The following is a 17,912-nucleotide window of genomic DNA, read 5'->3' as shown; positions in this document are numbered from 1 at the left end:
AATAAAACCGATCTTAAGATCGGTTTTATTTTTAGCATTCTAAGGAATCAACCTACTAAGCAAGCAATTGAGTTGCTTGTTCAACGACATTCTCAACAGTAAAACCAAACATTTTAAACAGCTCATCAGCCGGTGCTGATTCACCAAATGTTGTCATACCAACAATACGCCCGTTTAGCCCAACGTATTTATACCAGAAATCAGCAATACCAGCTTCAATCGCAATACGAGCCGTCACATTAGCAGGTAAGACTGATTCACGGTAGGCCGCATCCTGCTTATCAAATACATCCGTCGCAGGCATCGAAACAACACGCACTTGCTTACCATTCGCGGTTAACTCTAGCGCAGCAGAAACTGCTAGCTCAACTTCAACCCGTTGCAATTAATATTAAATCGGGTGTGCCGACACAATCTTTAAGGATATAACCACCTTTAGTGATGTTCGCTAACTGCACGGCATCACGCGGTTGTTGCGCAAGGTTTTGACGAGAGAAAATTAACGCCGTAGGGCCATCTTTACGTTCAATCGCTAATTTCCAAGCAACAGCCGATTCTACTTGGTCACACGGTCGCCATGTGCTCATATTGGGTGTCAAGCGCAATGAAGCAATCTGCTCGACAGGTTGATGGGTAGGCCCATCTTCACCTAAACCAATTGAATCATGGGTGTACACTTGAATATTTTGCACCTTCATCAAAGCAGCCATGCGCATTGCATTACGAGCATACTCCATAAACATTAAGAAGGTAGCACCGTATGCGACAAAGCCACCGTGCAGCGCAATACCATTCATGATTGCTGTCATACCAAATTCGCGTACACCATAATGGATATAGTTACCTGAAAAATCATTCGCTGTTAATGATTTAGAGCCCGACCATATGGTTAGATTTGAAGGTGCAAGATCAGCAGATCCCCCCATAAATTCAGGCAACATAGGTCCAAAGGCTTCTAATGCATTTTGCGATGCTTTACGTGATGCAATATTCGCAGGCGTTGCCTGTAAATCAGCAATAATTGTATTGGTTTTTGCTTCCCAATCATTAGGAAGTTCACCACTTACACGACGTTTAAATTCTAACGCCAACTCAGGATATTTTGCCTGGTAAGCTGAAAATTTCTTATCCCACGCAGCTTCCTTATCTGCGCCTGCTTTTTTCGCATCCCATTCAGCGTAGATTTCCGACGGTATTTCAAAAGATTCATACTCCCAATTTAATTTTTTACGTGCGGCTAATATCTCATCATTACCAAGTGGTGCTCCGTGACAATCGTGAGATCCTTCTTTATTTGGAGAACCAAAACCAATAATGGTTTTAGTGCAAATAAGTGTCGGTTTACCCGTTTCAGCTTTAGCCGCTTCAATTGCTTTATTGACCGCCTCTGCATCATGGCCATCAACAGAAGGAATAACATGCCAACCATAAGATTCAAAACGTTGAACAGTATCATCAGTAAACCAACCTTCCACTTCACCATCAATTGAAATGCCGTTGTCGTCCCAGAATGCGATTAACTTACCTAAACCTAATGTGCCTGCGAGAGAGCAAACTTCATGCGATATGCCCTCCATCAAACAACCATCACCCATGAACACATAGGTATTATGATCAACGATCTCATGATCTTCTCTATTAAACTGTGCAGCCAATGCTCGCTCAGCCATTGCCATACCCACCGCATTGGCAATCCCCTGCCCTAGTGGACCGGTCGTTGTTTCAATACCGGGAGCATAGCCATACTCAGGATGCCCAGGTGTTTTAGAATGCAGTTGACGGAAATTTTTCAGATCATTGATCGAAAGTTCGTAACCCGTTAAGTGCAGTAAAGAGTAAATCAACATCGAGCCATGACCATTAGATAAAATAAAGCGGTCGCGATCTGCCCAATTGGGGTTTTGTGGATTATGGTCTAAATGTCCTCGCCATAATACCTCTGCAATATCAGCCATGCCCATTGGCGCGCCGGGGTGACCTGAATTGGCTTGTTGTACGCCATCCATACTTAATGCACGAATTGCATTAGCCAGTTTTTTTCGGTTCATAATATGCCTATTTTTAACACTAAGTTATTGTGAGTTTATATGTTTGTCTACTTATGCAAATTTCTTTGCGGTAACATCTTGCTGCAAATAATCTTCAATCATCGCTTCTAACTTAACTTGATCAACAGCAAAGCCACGTATACCTTCGGCTAGTTTTTCAAATGCCATAGGATCTTGTTGGTGCTGCCATAAAAACTCTGATTGCGTAATCTTTTCAGGCTGTACTTTAGTCGCACCGTTATCAACAAGTTTTATAACAAGTGGCTCTGTGGATTCACTTAAATCTTGTAATAAAGCAGGGCTAATGGTTAAACGGTCACAACCAGCAAGCTCTGTTATTTCACCAAGGTTGCGGAAACTTGCCCCCATAACTACCGTCTTGTAACCATGCTCTTTGTAGTAGTTAAAAATATTAGTAACAGAAATCACACCAGGATCTTCAACGGCCTCAAATGTACGCCCCTCTTTAGCTTTATACCAATCCATGATACGGCCAACAAATGGAGAGATAAGGTAAACTCCCGCTTCAGCACAAGCTCGCGCCTGAGCAAAAGAGAATAAAAGTGTTAGGTTACAGTTGATCCCCTCTTTTTCTAGAATTTCAGCAGCACGAATGCCTTCCCAAGTAGAGGCGATTTTAATTAAAATACGATCGTTAGCGATGCCAGCATCGTTATACATTTTGATAAGTTTACGTGCTTTAAGTACTGTTTTTTCAGTATCGTATGAGAGCGAACATCAACTTCGGTGGAGATACGACCAGGGATCTGTTTTAATATTTCTTTGCCTATGTTAACTGCTAACATATCGCAAGTATCGACAACTTGTTGCGCTTTATCTGTGCTCTGCTCTTTTGCATAAGCCATTGCCGCATCAATCAGATCAGAATAACTTTCTAATTGTGCCGCTTTTAATATTAAAGATGGGTTCGTCGTTGCATCTTCAGGCTTATATTTTAAAATGGCATCCACCTCACCGGTATCAGCCACGACTGTTGTCATTTGTTGTAATTGCTGTAATTGATTCATTAATTTACTCTTTTTAAGTTCTTGCTTAGCAGGCTGATATTCATCATTAAGCGATTAAACTTAGTGCATTTCAACGATATCAGCACTGTCAAAAAATATTAGTTAGAAAAGATCTTTCAACTGTACGTAAAGTTGTTGGAATTTTTGTCGTTTCAGTGCATAACTTGCATGGTTTTGACTATCCGGAATATGTGTTTGGATTAACTCCGGCACAGGGCAAACATCTTCTATTTTCGCATTTGCAATTGTACCTAAGTGAGCAAGGCGTGCGGCGCCCAATGCAGGGCCAACATCCCCACCAGCACGATAGACAAGCTTTTTATTGAATACGTCAGCTAACATCTGACGCCAGTAAGGGCTTCGTGCACCACCACCAATAAGCGAAATTTCTTCAGGTTCATTGCCAGTGATATGGAGTGCATCTAAGCCATCAGCAAAAGCAAAGGCAACCCCTTCTAAGACCGCTTTAGTTAACTCTGGTCGTGAAGTTTCATGCGTCATTCCAAAGAACACACCTTTAGCTTCTGGGTTATTATGCGGGGTACGCTCACCCGATAAATAAGGGAGGAAAATAACATCAGAGTCAGCACTTGCTTCTGCTTCGATCTCAGCAAGCATCTTAGGCACACTCTCCGACCCTGTTAATTTAGCAACCCAATCAAGGCAAGATGCAGCACTTAAAATAACTGACATTGAGTGCCAAGAAGCAGGTAAAGCATGGCAGAAAGTGTGTAATGCTGATTCTGGATTTGCAGCAAAACCGTCGGTAACCGCGAAATAAACACCTGATGTGCCTAGCGATAACATCGCTTGCCCCGGTTGTGTAAGACCAACACCAATCGCGCCAGCGGCATTATCACCAGCGCCAGCAATAACAGGTACACAGGGCATATTCCAGCGCTTTGCAACGTCTTCTGATAAATGTCCTGTTATCTCGCTACCTTCATATAATTTAGGCATTTGAGCACGTGTTAGCCCCGTTGCCGTTAACAGTTCATCATTCCAGTCACGTTTAGCAACGTCTAACCACATTGTGCCGGCTGAATCAGACATATCCGATGCAAAATCTCCAGTCATACAGTAACGTAGATAGTCTTTTGGTAATAAAACTTTATCTATTTGTGCAAAACATTCTGGCTCGTGGTTTTGTACCCACTTTAATTTTGGCGCAGTAAATCCAGGCATCATGATATTGCCCGTTATTTCGCGACTCGTTGGCACTAATTTTTCAATCTCTAAGCACTCTTCCGAACAACGGCCATCGTTCCACAAAATGGCAGGACGTAGCACTTCACCTGTTTTATTTAATAGTGTTGCACCATGCATTTGTCCCGCTATACCAATCGCAGTAACGGCAGAGAGATCAATCTCTTTTGATAACGCGATAATGGCTTGGTCTGTTGCACTCCACCATTCTTGAGGATCTTGCTCAGACCATAGTGGCGCAGGTCGTGAAATAGAGATTGAAACGGTTTTGGTTCCTAAAATAAGACCACGCTGGTCAAGTAAAATAGCCTTAACTCCAGATGTTCCAAGATCAATACCAATAAACATACAACGTTCCTTTTTTATTCATGCAGTAAATATGCTTTAATTCAGCAAAATTAATATGCGTTTGAGGGTTTTTTGTAATTCAAAGAATACGCTCTCGCTGTAGGTCTTAACAATTACGTTTTTTAGTACACTGTTTCATTGATTTAGTGAACGTGTCTTAGATCACAAACAGAGACTAGAATAGTTACTGATAAAAACTCTTAACCCGAGTCCTCATTTAAGCTTATTGATGAGTGTAGCCTCCTATTTAGGCGTAGCTGTAAATGAATATTAGCGAGGTGTAGAGTGCAGAATTTTCTATTTAAATTTCGCTCAATGTTAGAAACTAAAATATTGTTCCAATTACTCGTATTTGTGGACCTTTTTCAGTTAATTTTCATCTGTTTATGTAGAGTAAGCACAGGAAGAAAAGCTTTACTTTATAGAAATAGCTAATTAATTTTAAAAAGTCGTTAAAGATCCGCTATCCTTAACATTTAAGATGGATTGCACTTGCAATCCCAAATAATTAAAGCATTATTTATGAAAAAAAATTACCGTATTACATTGTTATTTAACGCTAATAAAGCATATGATCGGCAAATAATCCAAGGTATTGGAGAGTATCTCCAAGCGACGCAATGTCATTGGGATATCTTTTTTGAAGAAGATTTTTGTACCAATCTAGATAATATTCAAGACTGGGTTGGTGACGGCATTATTGCGGATTTAGATAATCCTGAAATAGAATTATTACTCTCAAAGTTAAAAACCCCTGTGGTCGGGATTGGCAGTTCCTATGCTAATGAGAATGATTATCCTTTTATGCCCTATATCGCAACGGATAACGTCAGTTTAGTTAGCAATGCATTTAATCACCTTAAAGACAAAGGGTTAGAAAATTTCGCTTTCTACGGATTACCAGAGAGTCACTCTTCACGCTGGGCAATTGAAAGAGAAAGAGCATTTAGCCAGTTGATTGCCGATGAAGAATATAATGCCTCCATTTATCGCGGCTATCATACTACACCACAAACATGGCAAGATGATATGGAGCACCTCGCCGAATGGCTACAAAGCTTACCTACACCCGTTGGGATTATTGCAGTAACCGATGCTCGTGCTCGTCATTTATTACAACAATGTGATCACCTTGATTTGATGGTGCCTGATGATATTGCAATAATAGGCATAGATAACGAAGAGCTAACCAGTTATTTAACCCATGTCTCATTAAGTACAGTGGGCCAAGGGTGTAAACAAATGGGTTACGCTGCCGCTAAAATGCTTCACAAACAATTACTAAAAGTGAAGGATAATGAACAACAAATCCATGAAGATGACATAGATACAGATATCGTTTACCCCCGTATTATTGTACCTGCTGCAGAGGTGTTTGCTCGACAAAGCAGCGATTATCAGGCGGTTAACGACCCCTATGTAATTAAGGCGATGCACTACATTCGTAACAATGCCTTTAACGGCATCAAAGTAGACCAAGTATTAGATGCACTAATGATATCTCGTTCTAACCTTGAAGCTCGCTTTAAAGAAGAGCGCGGCCATTCGGTACACCAAGAGATCCATAATGCCAAACTAAAACGTGCTTGTGAGTTACTCGCATCAACGAATATATCGATTGCTGAAATACCGGGGTTGTGCGGTTATCCATCGTTACAATACATGTATACTGTGTTTAAAAAAGATATCAATATGACGCCAAAAGACTATCGAGTTAATCATGCTCGCTCATTAATCTAAGCACATAATGAAGCCGTTAAACTTAAAATAGTGTAACGGCTTTTCACCTGTTAACGATATTCATTCGAATGAATTTTTAATTCACAGCTATTTTAAACATCGTTTTATGACTATAAGGACGTTCAGGCGTATAGATGCACTGCTCTGCAATGTCTGGCATATTTACTTGGTTTGGGTAATGTTGCGTCTCAAGGCATAGCCCATAATAAGCATCATAAGCCTGACCTTCTCGACCAATCTCCCCCGGTAATGCATTACCCGTATATAACTGAATTGCATTTTGGTCGGTGAAAACCTGCATTTGTAAACCTGTAGAGTCACAATTGACTTGAGCTGCTAGTGCAAAATCATCTTGGTTTAAACACCAACAGTGATCGTAACCATTAACCAATTTAATTTGCTGTTCATCAGCAAGCAAGCCTTCTTGAATCAATTTTGATGTACGAAGATCCATTGCGGTTTCTCCCACTGACTCTTTGCTCATTGGAATTGATTTATCATCTATTTTCAGGTAGTGATCTGCATCGATAGAGATACGGTGATCAACAATTTTTTCATGGCAACCCGATAAATTAAAGTAGGTATGTTGAGTAACATTGATCGGTACCGCTTTATCCGTCGTCGCGCTGTACTCAATGGATAATTCATTATCATCGTTTAATACATACTCAACGGTAAAATTGATATTTGCAGGGTAGCCAGAATCGCCTTCTTTTGTTCGTAATGCAAGGCAAATCGATTGCTCAGAAAACGACTCAACAGACCAATCTTGCTTATCCATATGAATAGATGCACCGTGTAAGTGATTAGTGCCTTCGTTTAATTCTAATGAAATAATTTCTCCGTTCAATGGAAACTTACCGCCAGCAATACGGTTTGCCCACGGTCCGACCACACTACCAATATACGCTTTAGTATCTAAATAATCTTGCGCTTGATTGAAACCTAATACGATATTCTGGCGCTTATTATTTTTATCATTAACAAAAAAGTTAACAATAGTCGCACCCAGTGATGAAATATCAACCTGGGTACCCTGTGCATTCTTTAATGAATAAAGGTGAGTATCACCCCATGTCTGTTTAATGATTCCTGAAGTCGTTACTGCTGGCATAGCTTTCTCCTATGCATATAAATGGTATAAAAAAAGTGCATGTGCCAAGCAGCATGCACTATCTGTATTGAAACGATTTAAGCGTCTTGCAGTTTTAGTTTAAGAAAGTGCAAGGGATCTCATTTGGATAACGCTCTGATGCCGGTTGGTTATAATCAATATCGGTAACCCCTAACAAATTAAGCACTTGATACATTGTTTTGCCCACTTTCGCAAACGCAATACCAGCATGATGAGGGTAACGTTTTTGAATTAACACGTGGCGGTAAAAACGTTGCATTTCTGGAATAGCAAAAACAGCAATTGAACCAAAAGATTGTGGATCGATGTCTAGAATATCCCCCTGTGCAACATAAGCACGAAGCTTAGTATCAGCCGTTGATTGTAAGCGGAATAATGTTACTTCACCCGGTTTAATTTGACCTTCAAGCGTACCACGCGTGATATTTGGCTCTTGACCAGGTTCCATTAAGCTGTGCATGATTTTTTGGAAACGCAATTGTGAATTTTTCATACAACTCGAAGCGGTGTTACCACAATGGAAGCCCATAAAGAGATCTTTTGCAGTGTAATCGCCCATGATTTCAGCATTTGCTTCAACCATATCGGTTGGTACAGAGTTATTGATATCGAGTAAGGTTGCAGCTTGATTAGTTGCACAAGTGATCATGTACTCAGAAAGAGCACCGTAGATATCTACCTCACATGCAACGGGAATACCACGGTCTGCTAAGCGAGCATTGACATAACAAGGCACAAACCCAAAGAATTTTTCAAATGAAGGCCAACATTTATTAGCAAATACACCAAAGCTTGATGCACCAAGATTTGCTTTATGGAAATCTAATAATGCGGCTTCGTATTGTGCTAGTTTAGGCAATAGATCTGGGTATGGGTTATTATCGCCTAGCTCAGCTTCCATATCTGCAATAATCGCAGGAATATCAGCATGCCCTTCAGCTTGTAGATATAGGTCATACAGATCAAGTTCACTGTTTTCCATGATCTCAACACCAAGGTCGAATAACGCTTTAATTGGTGCATTACAGGCAACAAAGTCTTGTGGACGAGGACCAAAGCTGAATATTTTAAGCCCTTTAAGGCCAAGAATAGTACGTACAACTGGTACGAAATCGGCAATCATTGTTGCCACTTCTGATGGTGTTCCCACTGGGTATTCTGGAATATGAGGACGGATATTACGTAAACCTGCGCTGTATGATGCGTTTAACATACCACAGTATGCATCACCACGATCATCTGCAAGGCATGCAGTTGATTCTTCAGCAGCAGAAACAAACATCACTGGGCCATCAAAACGTTGTGCCATTTGTGTTAACGGACCTTCAGGGCCAAAGTTACCTAAGTAAATAACTAGCGAGTTTACCCCAAGCTCTTTTGCTTCAGCTAACGCTTTAAGCATATCATTTTCGTTTTCAATAATAGTGCTTAGTTCTATAATGCTAATCTCTTTTTCGGCACAAGAAGCAACAACAGCTTGGCGACGTTGTTCTGAAAGGCGGATAGGAAAACAGTCACGGCTAACGGCTACGATACCTAGCTTTACCTGTGGAATATTGATCATAATAGCTCCAAATATGTGTTAATGAATTAAGTTGGAGACACTATGAAGAGTTGTAGAGAAAAAAAATATTGTGAAAAATAACAAACCATTTCTGTTTTTTAGTTTTACTAAAAGATAGGCCGAAAATAATTACATTGATCACAAAAATAGTGCTGTGAGTTGCATTATGACCCAAATAACGTTTGCTATCCCCTTCCACTCCTTTATGAATAAATATCAAAAATAATTAAGAGTGTGATTGATAAGAATTGTTTATGTTTCAATCTAACCATCTCTCTAAATGAAAAAACCGATATATAAGGCTTAACATGCCACACTCTATTTTTACACTAATTTTTTAAATGGATGATATAAACTTTACGAATAATAAAACGCTTGATTTAAATGTGAAATTTGACAATAACAGAATCACGCTTACAAAAAAACTTAAGCTATTGATTTTAAATCAAAACAAACTTTTTCACTATTGACCTAAAATACAATACGCGAGCATATTCCCGTTCCGGTTTATAAATACGACAACCTTTTTGACTCTGTAATACCTCTTAAATAAAACACCTACCAATCACACGCATGCGCAGGATCACAATAAATCAAATAAACAAAAAATAACAAAAGAGAAATAAAATTCATGAAAAGACTTTATAAACAGATCGGCATATTGTTTAAATATTCACCGCGCATGTGAATGTAAACCACAAATAGACAACATTTATACAACATTACAAAAGGACAGGATAATGAGTAAAATAATCACCCTCTTATGTGTAGTTTTAATGAGTATTAGTACGCCTATCTTTGCTAAAACAGTGAAAATAGGCATGGTAATTGACGATCTTCGTTTAGAACGTTGGCAGAAAGATAGAGATATTTTTGTGGCGAAAGCAGAACAATTAGGCGCTAAAGTATACGTCCAGTCTGCAAACGGAAATGAACAAACACAAATATCGCAAATTGAAAATATGATCTCTCGTGGTGTTGATGTGTTGGTTATCATACCTACAAACGGAGAGGTGCTTTCTAATGTAATCAAAGAAGCAAAAATTGATGGTATTGAAATACTTTCTTACGATCGCCTGATCAACAATGCAGACATTGATTTTTACCTCTCCTTTGACAATGAGAAAGTCGGTGAAATGCAAGCAAAATCAATGCTCGCTTCAAAACCATCTGGTCGTTATTTCCTAATGGGTGGCTCGCCAACTGATAATAATGCAAAACTTTTCCGTCAAGGACAAATGAACATTCTACAGCCTAAAATTGATTCAGGCGATATCAAAGTTGTTGGTGATCAATGGGTTAATGCCTGGTTAGCAGAAAATGCATTAAAAATAATGGAAAATGCGCTAACAGCTAATAATAACGATATTGACGTTGTAGTCGCTTCTAATGACTCTACTGCAGGTGGTGCTATTCAAGCTTTAGAAGCACAAGGTCTAGCAGGTAAAGTATTTATTTCAGGACAAGATGCTGACTTAGCAGCAGTACGCAGAATCATTGCTGGTACCCAAACCATGACGGTATACAAACCTATCGTTGCACTAGCACAGCGTGCAGCTGAAATTGCGGTAACCTTAGGTAATGGCGATACTCCAAAACAAAACGCGAAATTAAATAACGGCATGAAGGACGTTCCTGCTTGGTTATTAGAGCCGATAGCCGTTGATGTGACTAACATAAAAGAAACTATCGTGGCAGATGGCTTCCACTCTAAAGAAGAACTTTATAGCAAATAAAACAGATAAAACGCTAAGTGAAAACTTAGCGTTTTTTATAAGGAGTAATTTATGTATCCACTGCTAGAAATGCGTAATATCGTAAAATGCTTTGGTTCGGTAAAAGCCTTGGATGGCGTTAGCATTAGATTAGATAAAGGTGAAATTTTATCGTTATGTGGGGAAAATGGATCCGGAAAATCAACCTTGATGAAAGTACTTTGCGGTATTTACGCTCACGGTGAATATGAAGGTGAAATAATTTACAAAGGTAAAAAAATAGAACCAAAGAAAATATCAGATACGGAAGATTTAGGTATCGCCATTATTCACCAAGAACTCACATTAGTAAAAGAGTTAAGTATTCTCGAAAATCTTTTTCTTGGATTAGAGATCTGTAATTTCGGCATGATGGATTTCGAATTAATGCATTACGAAGCTAAAGCATTATTAAGCAAAGTAAAACTATCAGTATCCCCCGAAACTAAAGTTGGTGATTTAGGCGTAGGTCAACAACAATTAGTTGAAATTGCCAAGGCAATGTCTAAAAATGCCAAGCTCTTAGTACTCGATGAACCGACAGCCCCCCTCACCGAATCAGAAACCGAGATTTTACTCACCTTAGTAAAAGAGCTTAGAGACTCAGGCGTTAGTTGTATATATATTTCCCATAAGCTTAGTGAAGTGAAGGAGATTTCCGATCACATTTGCGTTATTCGAGATGGCGTACCTATTGGAACTCGTGAAGCCAAAAATATGACAACCGATGATATTGTCACCATGATGGTCGGACGAGAAATGAAGCAACTTTTCCCACGCGAAGAACATGACATTGGAGAGGTCGTACTTGAGGTTAAAAATGTCAATGCCTGGGATAAATCAAACTCATCCATTCCGAAAGTAAGAAATGCCAGTTTTGAACTTCGCAAAGGAGAAATTCTCGGTATTTCAGGGCTCGTTGGTGCAGGTCGAACCGAGTTAATGGAATGCTTATATGGGTGTTATCAAGGTAAATATGAAGGTCAATTTTATTTAAATGGCGAACAACTCCTTATTCAAAATAGCCGCGATGCCCTAGAAGCAGGTATAGCAATGGTTCCTGAAGACCGAAAACATAATGGAATTGTCCCAGTTATGTCGGTTGGACAAAACATGTCTTTAGCGGCACTTGATCAATTTACCTCAGCAGGAGTATTAAACGACACCTTAGAAGCCAACACCATTGCAGAAGGCGTTAAAAGATTAACGGTAAAAACCCCCAACACGGAAATTGCTATCAGCAGTTTATCCGGTGGTAATCAACAGAAAGCTATTTTATCAAGATTCTTAATGGTCAATCCTAGTATCTTAATTCTTGATGAACCGACGCGAGGTATCGATGTCGGTGCTAAATACGAGATTTATAAATTGATGTTTCAACTCGTCAAAACAGGACTCAGTATCATTATGGTCTCCTCAGAGTTACCTGAAGTGCTTGGTATCAGCGACCGAGTATTGGTGATGCACGAAGGAATCATTAAAGGCGATTTAATCAACAACAACTTATCACAAAAAATAATTATGGATTGTGCATTATCAGAAAAAGGAGAGGCAGCGTGATGGAAAATTCAAGTGAATTAAACAAACAGGAAAGTCCAATGAGTGGAATAAACAACATCAAAACAGCAAATAATTTAAAGCTGATGGAACGAATAAAAAATATTAATATCCAAATGTTCGTTATGGTTGCCGCTATTATTTTCATCATGCTCTTCTTTAGCATTATGACAGAATGGAGTTATTTAACACCCAGAAATATTTCTAACCTTTTTAGACAAACTGCAATCACGGGTATTTTGGCAATAGGGATGGTTTTTGTCATCATTAGTGGCGAAATTGACCTTTCTGTTGGTTCACTAATGGGGTTATTAGGTGGGATAGCAGCTATTTTAGATGTCTGGTTTGGTTTTCCTCTTCCTTTAACAATCATCATAACATTAACCACGGGTGTACTTTTAGGTGCTTGGAATGGTTGGTGGATTGCTTATCGCAAAGTCCCCTCTTTTATTGTTACCTTAGCTGGTTACTTGGCATTTCGAGGTATTTTAATTGGTATAACAGATGGTACAACAGTCGCACCCATTTCAAATGCAATGGGTGTTATCGGGCAAAGTTATCTGCCTAGCATGGTTAGCTTAGTGATTGGTGTTGGTTGCCTTGCAGCTTATTTTGGCTGGCAACAGAAGCGTAATGGTATGCGTAAAAAATATGAGTTATCAGTGCCAAGTATGCAGCGCTCTTTAATGAAAAACGCTATCATGGGTATCGCCGTTTTAACGGTTATATTCTTACTTAATGATTACCGTGGTGTACCGACTCCTGTTTTATTACTTATATTCTTCGCACTTGTTGGTACTTTTATGGCAACAAAATCGCGTTTTGGACGCCGTATCTACGCCATTGGTGGTAATATTGAAGCAAGTCGTTTATCCGGCATCAATGTCGAACGCACTAAGTTAGCCGTTTATGCAATGAATGGATTCCTAGTCGCTGTTTCTGCCTTAATATTAAGTTCTCGTTTAGGGGCAGGTTCACCTTCGGCGGGTAATATTGCCGAACTTGATGCGATTGCGGCCTGTGTTATCGGGGGCACCAGTATGTCTGGTGGTGTTGGTACGGTTATGGGTGCTGTTATTGGCGCTTTTATAATGGCCTCACTTGATAACGGAATGAGCATGATGGATGTCCCAACCTTCTGGCAATATATAGTCAAAGGTGGCGTTTTATTACTAGCAGTATGGATGGACAGTGCAAGTAAACAAAAACGTTAATCAAAAATATTGTTAATTCATTTGCTAGTTTCCTAGATGAGTTACCACCTAGGCATTCTTTTGCGATGATGAGTTTTAACTCACGACTATATTTGGACATAAAAAAGCCCCTCAGTAATTGGTTGTCCAACTATTGGGGGTCAGTTCATTTGGGCTTTTTTATATTCTTGAATTCAAGGTTTGGGGAGACTCAACATGGGGTTAAAACAAATCAACAACTTAACGTTTTAAATCCATGAATATCCCAATTTTTTATTTTATTCTACACAAACCTTGCCTCGTTGTGATTTTTGCGATTCTTCTGCCGTTTTTTTACCTTTTACAAATACATTACAATCCCAGTAGCCCTCTTCAACATTCGGTTTATTTACCTTATTTTGACAGGTTGAAGCCCACGGATACCTTTTGCAGGTCTCACCCACGAAATATGTTTTCTTTTGCTCTGGTTTTTCTTTCACCCCGACTGAATCGACATACAAGTGAAAGTCAAAATCTACTAACTTGTTACTATTTTGAGTAGCGGACGAATTAACATCGATATTAGAAAAACTATCCGTCCCTAACTGTTCAGAAACAGAACGAAACTCACTCAGATTATAACTTGCAGGCTCTTCATTAAACGCTTTATCAAACTGCTTCCTAAGCTTTCTTCTGTACGCTTCATTTTCTCGCGCAATCTTAGCGTTTTTAGCTCTGAGCTCGGCATCAGAAAGTGTTGCTTTAATTGTGCTGTCTGCGCTACGAAATACATATTGCCTATAATCGTCTGTAAATTTATTGGTACTCAAGTAATATGCAGTAAGGAGGTTAACAACTTCATTTTTTGATAGGCAAGTTGCATAAGCAAGGGCTGAATCGCTAGAGTAATGGTCACATCGGTATGTATTATGATAAATGTATATCTGATCAGGATTATTCATTGCTTCGAGTAACAAAAACAGCATTTCTGCTTGAGAAGGGGTCGCCTTGTCATATACTCGAATAATAGATGATAGTAGTGATCCCTTAGTCGCTTTCCATATTGCGTCGTTTGTGAGTTCTCTACGTAACTCTTTTGAAAAATCCAACCGGAATAGGTCATCTATATAGAGGCTTGTATCAGCACAATGAGTAAGTTGTTGTTTTTTTTGCCCATTTAATAAAATATCTGATTCAGCCAATAAAACTTTGAACGATTCAATATAACCTTTTCTAAACGCAAAGGTAATGGGGCGGACACTGCCATAGTCACAAACATTGGGATTAAACCCATGTGAAATAAACAGTTTAAAGTACCTGCTGGCTTCTGCATCCGATAGATTGTACCTTAGAGGTGCGTAGATGATGTGGCTTTTAAATTTCCACTCACTGGCAATATAATATTGTCGGAGCTTAATGTTATTTACTATCCATTCAGCAAGTGCATAATCATTTAAATATACCGCGCATTCAAGCAGAGAGGTACATGTCTCATTGTCAATATCAAACACATCTGAATTAGTTTCAACAGCGATGCGCTCAACTCTTTGAACTGTGGATAATGTCGGGTTTTCAACAAGTTCATCATGTAGCGTTGCACAACCAACCAGAGAACCAAATACCAAAAAAGAGGTACGAACAATATACATTTCATTAAACTCTCCCATATACATTCTCGTCAACAAATAGGTCAACATATCATCCATGAATTAAATTAACATAGTATAATCAATGAACCCAATACACTTATCCAACTAAATCAATGTTTATAGATCACGCCAAAAACAATTTACATCCAGCCATAGCATTCAATAAAACACCAAGTTACTGAAGTCATTTTGTTACCCTTTGCTGGCTATTTTATTACAGCTATAAATTCGACCATCCGAGTCAGATTGTACCTTAAGGTGCGCTTTAGTTAGGGTTATTACTGTTGATGATTCGCTGATGTTGCTTGGAATAATTTTCTTTAAGTTAAAAAACTTATCTAATTCGGGATGGCTAACATTAACAGCGCTAATATCCGTCGAGGATAATGTTAATTTGCTGCCATTAATCTGCCACGCTGAGTTATCCGTAAGACGATATTCTAATTGAGGAAAATTAGGCACACTCAATAAAAGCGAACCACCTCCACTTGTCTTCCCTGTGCGCATAAAATTGATCTTATAGTCAATTTTCGCTTTCATTTTTGTTTTAGTATCAACGCCTTCATATTGGCAATGCCAATCTCCATAGAGATAACTTTTGCTGATAGATTGTTGCTCAGCGGCAAAGGATGACATAGATAATACGAGCGGAAATAGCATTAATTTTTTAATTAGCGGCATACAGCACCCATAGATAGTGGCTTAAACACAGTATTTATTTGCTGACAAATCTAGCAACAACGCGATTGTATAGCTACAACTATCTTGTATTGTTGAACTCACTTTCGTAAAAAATCACCAATAACAACGCAATAAAAAAGCGGCCTTAAGCCGCTTTGTTGATAGCACTGATTACGCCTAGCAAACTACTAAACGTTATTGCTTACGCTTTTTTTTCTGTTTTAACGACTGCAATATTTAACTCTGCAAGTGCCGCTGGGTTAGCAACACCCGGTGCATTGGTTAGTGGACAAGCTGCTGACGCGGTTTTCGGGAAGGCAATCACTTCACGAATTGAGCTTGTGCCCGTCATTAGCATCACTAAACGGTCTAAACCAAATGCAAGTCCTGCATGTGGTGGCGCACCAAATTGTAATGCTTCTAATAGGAAACCAAATTTATCCTGTGCTTCTTCATCGGATATATTTAAGATACGGAAAATTGCGGCTTGCATATCTTGTTTGTGAATACGCACACTACCACCACCAAGCTCACAACCGTTTAATACCATGTCGTAGGCATTAGAGATAGCTCCAACAGGGCTAGCCTCTAACTCTTCTGCCGTTAAATTGATTGGTGCGGTAAATGGATGATGTAAAGGTGTTAGAGAGCCATCTTCTAATGGTTCAAACATAGGAAAATCAATGATCCAAAGCGGTTTCCACTCATCTTTCACTAAACCTAAATCTTCCGCTATTTTAAGACGTAATGCACCAATGGCTTCAGCCACAACATTCGCTTTATCGGCACCAAATAGGATGATATCGCCATCTTGGGCATTGCTACGTTTGAGGATCTCAGCAACGATCTCTTCCGATAGGAATTTAGCAATCGGCGATTGCACCCCTTCCAACCCTTTTGCGACTTCGTTCACTTTCATCCATGCCAGTCCTTTCGCGCCATAGATGGTGACGTATTTGCCGTATTCATCAATATTTTTACGTGACAGTGCAGCACCACCAGGCACACAGATCACCGCAACACGACTCTGAGGATCGTTAGCAGGGCCAGAGAATACATTGAATTCAACTTCAGTTAACAGGTCTGCTACATCGACTAATTCAAAGTCGATACGTAAATCTGGCTTATCGCTACCAAAACGACGCATCCCTTCGGCATAGGTCATTTTCGGGAAAGTGCCTAAATCAACATCAAGCATCTCTTTGAACAGCTTAACGATCATCTCTTCTGTTTTATCCATCACTTGATCTGCCGTCATGAATGACGTTTCAATATCGATTTGGGTAAATTCAGGTTGACGGTCGGCACGTAAATCTTCATCGCGGAAACATTTAACGATTTGGTAATATTTATCTAAACCAGACATCATCAACAGTTGTTTAAAGAGCTGTGGAGATTGCGGTAATGCAAAAAACTGACCTTTGTGAGTACGACTTGGCACTAAATAATCACGCGCACCTTCTGGAGTGGCTTTGGTTAAGATTGGCGTTTCAACATCTAAAAAGCCATTGTCATCGAGGAAGCGACGCACAAAGCTACTCACTTTGGCACGGAACTGCATACGTGCAGCCATTTCTGGGCGACGTAAATCTAAATAGCGGTAACGTAAACGTTGCTCTTCACTATTTTGTTGGTTGCTATCAAGGGGTAATGGCTCACTGCGATTTAAGATCTCTAATTCAAGACCACGGATTTCGATACCACCTGTGGTCATCTCTTTGTTCACTTGCCCTTCAGGACGAGCACGAACTTGACCTTTCATTTTGATACAAAATTCATTACGTACTGTTGCAGCAATAGCGGTTGCTTCTGGCGTATCACCATCAAAAAAGACCTGCACAATACCCGCACGATCACGCATATCGAGGAAGGTTACTCCACCTAAATCACGTTGCTTATTTATCCAACCCACTAACTCAATTTCTTGACCAATATTTGCTTCGGTCACTTCACCACAATACATAGTGCGCATTATCGATTCCTGTTTTAAATACATTACAAAATAATTGCTGCATTATAAAAGAAAATGA

General features: G+C 39.5%; 10 protein-coding genes and 2 pseudogenes. 4 read left to right on the top strand and 8 right to left on the bottom strand.

Features of this window, described 5'->3' with window-relative positions; genetic code table 11:
* Positions 1 to 55: 55 nt before the first annotated feature.
* From tkt to xylB, 3 genes and pseudogenes are all read right to left on the bottom strand, one after another.
* Positions 56 to 2,051: pseudogene (gene tkt, locus AB1A03_RS06400) on the bottom strand (transketolase).
* Positions 2,052 to 2,099: 48 nt separating this feature from the next.
* Positions 2,100 to 3,076 (bottom strand): annotated as a pseudogene (gene tal / locus AB1A03_RS06395) (transaldolase).
* A 102-nt stretch (positions 3,077 to 3,178) separates the two neighbouring features.
* Positions 3,179 to 4,630, bottom strand: a complete 1,452-nt coding sequence (gene xylB / locus AB1A03_RS06390; RefSeq protein ID WP_354623821.1) for a xylulokinase — start codon at positions 4,628 to 4,630, stop codon at positions 3,179 to 3,181.
* Positions 4,631 to 5,152: 522 nt separating this feature from the next.
* Between xylB and AB1A03_RS06385 the strand changes: the two genes are divergently transcribed.
* On the top strand, positions 5,153 to 6,370 hold the full coding sequence (locus AB1A03_RS06385) for a XylR family transcriptional regulator (protein ID WP_354623820.1): 1,218 nt from the start codon (positions 5,153 to 5,155) through the stop codon (positions 6,368 to 6,370).
* Between the two features lie 76 nt (positions 6,371 to 6,446).
* Here AB1A03_RS06385 and AB1A03_RS06380 read toward each other — a convergent pair whose 3' ends face one another.
* Together AB1A03_RS06380 and AB1A03_RS06375 are read right to left on the bottom strand one after the other, a co-directional pair.
* On the bottom strand, positions 6,447 to 7,484 hold the full coding sequence (locus tag AB1A03_RS06380) for an aldose epimerase family protein (protein WP_354623819.1): 1,038 nt from the start codon (positions 7,482 to 7,484) through the stop codon (positions 6,447 to 6,449).
* Positions 7,485 to 7,578: 94 nt separating this feature from the next.
* Entirely contained in the window at positions 7,579 to 9,069 is a 1,491-nt protein-coding gene (locus tag AB1A03_RS06375; RefSeq protein ID WP_354623818.1) for an L-fucose/L-arabinose isomerase family protein, read from the bottom strand.
* Between the two features lie 740 nt (positions 9,070 to 9,809).
* Here AB1A03_RS06375 and xylF point away from each other — a divergent pair.
* The 3 genes from xylF to AB1A03_RS06360 are packed head-to-tail and all read left to right on the top strand — an operon-like array spanning position 9,810 to position 13,594.
* Entirely contained in the window at positions 9,810 to 10,805 is a 996-nt protein-coding gene (xylF, locus tag AB1A03_RS06370; protein ID WP_354623817.1) for a D-xylose ABC transporter substrate-binding protein, read from the top strand.
* Positions 10,806 to 10,856: 51 nt separating this feature from the next.
* Positions 10,857 to 12,383, top strand: coding sequence for a xylose ABC transporter ATP-binding protein (locus tag AB1A03_RS06365; protein WP_354623815.1), 1,527 nt, complete (start codon positions 10,857 to 10,859; stop codon positions 12,381 to 12,383).
* 38 nt (positions 12,384 to 12,421) lie between these two features.
* Positions 12,422 to 13,594: a sugar ABC transporter permease gene (locus AB1A03_RS06360; RefSeq protein ID WP_502945930.1), complete on the top strand. Its 1,173-nt coding sequence runs from the start codon at positions 12,422 to 12,424 to the stop codon at positions 13,592 to 13,594.
* Between the two features lie 257 nt (positions 13,595 to 13,851).
* Here AB1A03_RS06360 and AB1A03_RS06355 read toward each other — a convergent pair whose 3' ends face one another.
* The 3 genes from AB1A03_RS06355 to aspS form a co-directional block, all read right to left on the bottom strand.
* A complete protein-coding gene (locus tag AB1A03_RS06355) occupies positions 13,852 to 15,219 on the bottom strand; it encodes a type 1 periplasmic-binding domain-containing protein (protein WP_354623814.1) in 1,368 nt (455 codons plus the stop codon).
* A 174-nt stretch (positions 15,220 to 15,393) separates the two neighbouring features.
* On the bottom strand, positions 15,394 to 15,882 hold the full coding sequence (locus tag AB1A03_RS06350) for a hypothetical protein (protein WP_354623813.1): 489 nt from the start codon (positions 15,880 to 15,882) through the stop codon (positions 15,394 to 15,396).
* 202 nt (positions 15,883 to 16,084) lie between these two features.
* Positions 16,085 to 17,854 carry an aspartate--tRNA ligase gene (gene aspS, locus AB1A03_RS06345; protein ID WP_354623812.1) on the bottom strand — a complete coding sequence of 590 codons (1,770 nt, stop codon included), beginning with the start codon at positions 17,852 to 17,854 and terminating at the stop codon, positions 16,085 to 16,087.
* Positions 17,855 to 17,912: the final 58 nt, after the last annotated feature.

The organism is Psychromonas sp. MME2 (assembly GCF_040566515.1).
Lineage (GTDB): Bacteria > Pseudomonadota > Gammaproteobacteria > Enterobacterales > Psychromonadaceae > Psychromonas.
The sequence above is the reverse complement of the archived record's forward strand: the minus strand, read 5'-3'. Positions and strand labels throughout refer to the sequence as shown.

Coding starts and splice junctions, on each gene's coding strand:
- AB1A03_RS06355 (WP_354623814.1), bottom strand. CDS start 15,219: ATGGGAGAGTTTAATGAAATGTATATTGTTCGTACCTCTTTTTTGGTA.
- AB1A03_RS06365 (WP_354623815.1), top strand. CDS start 10,857: ATGTATCCACTGCTAGAAATGCGTAATATCGTAAAATGCTTTGGTTCG.
- AB1A03_RS06350 (WP_354623813.1), bottom strand. CDS start 15,882: ATGCCGCTAATTAAAAAATTAATGCTATTTCCGCTCGTATTATCTATG.
- xylB (WP_354623821.1), bottom strand. CDS start 4,630: ATGTTTATTGGTATTGATCTTGGAACATCTGGAGTTAAGGCTATTTTA.
- AB1A03_RS06360 (WP_502945930.1), top strand. CDS start 12,422: ATGAGTGGAATAAACAACATCAAAACAGCAAATAATTTAAAGCTGATG.
- AB1A03_RS06380 (WP_354623819.1), bottom strand. CDS start 7,484: ATGCCAGCAGTAACGACTTCAGGAATCATTAAACAGACATGGGGTGAT.
- xylF (WP_354623817.1), top strand. CDS start 9,810: ATGAGTAAAATAATCACCCTCTTATGTGTAGTTTTAATGAGTATTAGT.
- AB1A03_RS06375 (WP_354623818.1), bottom strand. CDS start 9,069: ATGATCAATATTCCACAGGTAAAGCTAGGTATCGTAGCCGTTAGCCGT.
- aspS (WP_354623812.1), bottom strand. CDS start 17,854: ATGCGCACTATGTATTGTGGTGAAGTGACCGAAGCAAATATTGGTCAA.
- AB1A03_RS06385 (WP_354623820.1), top strand. CDS start 5,153: ATGAAAAAAAATTACCGTATTACATTGTTATTTAACGCTAATAAAGCA.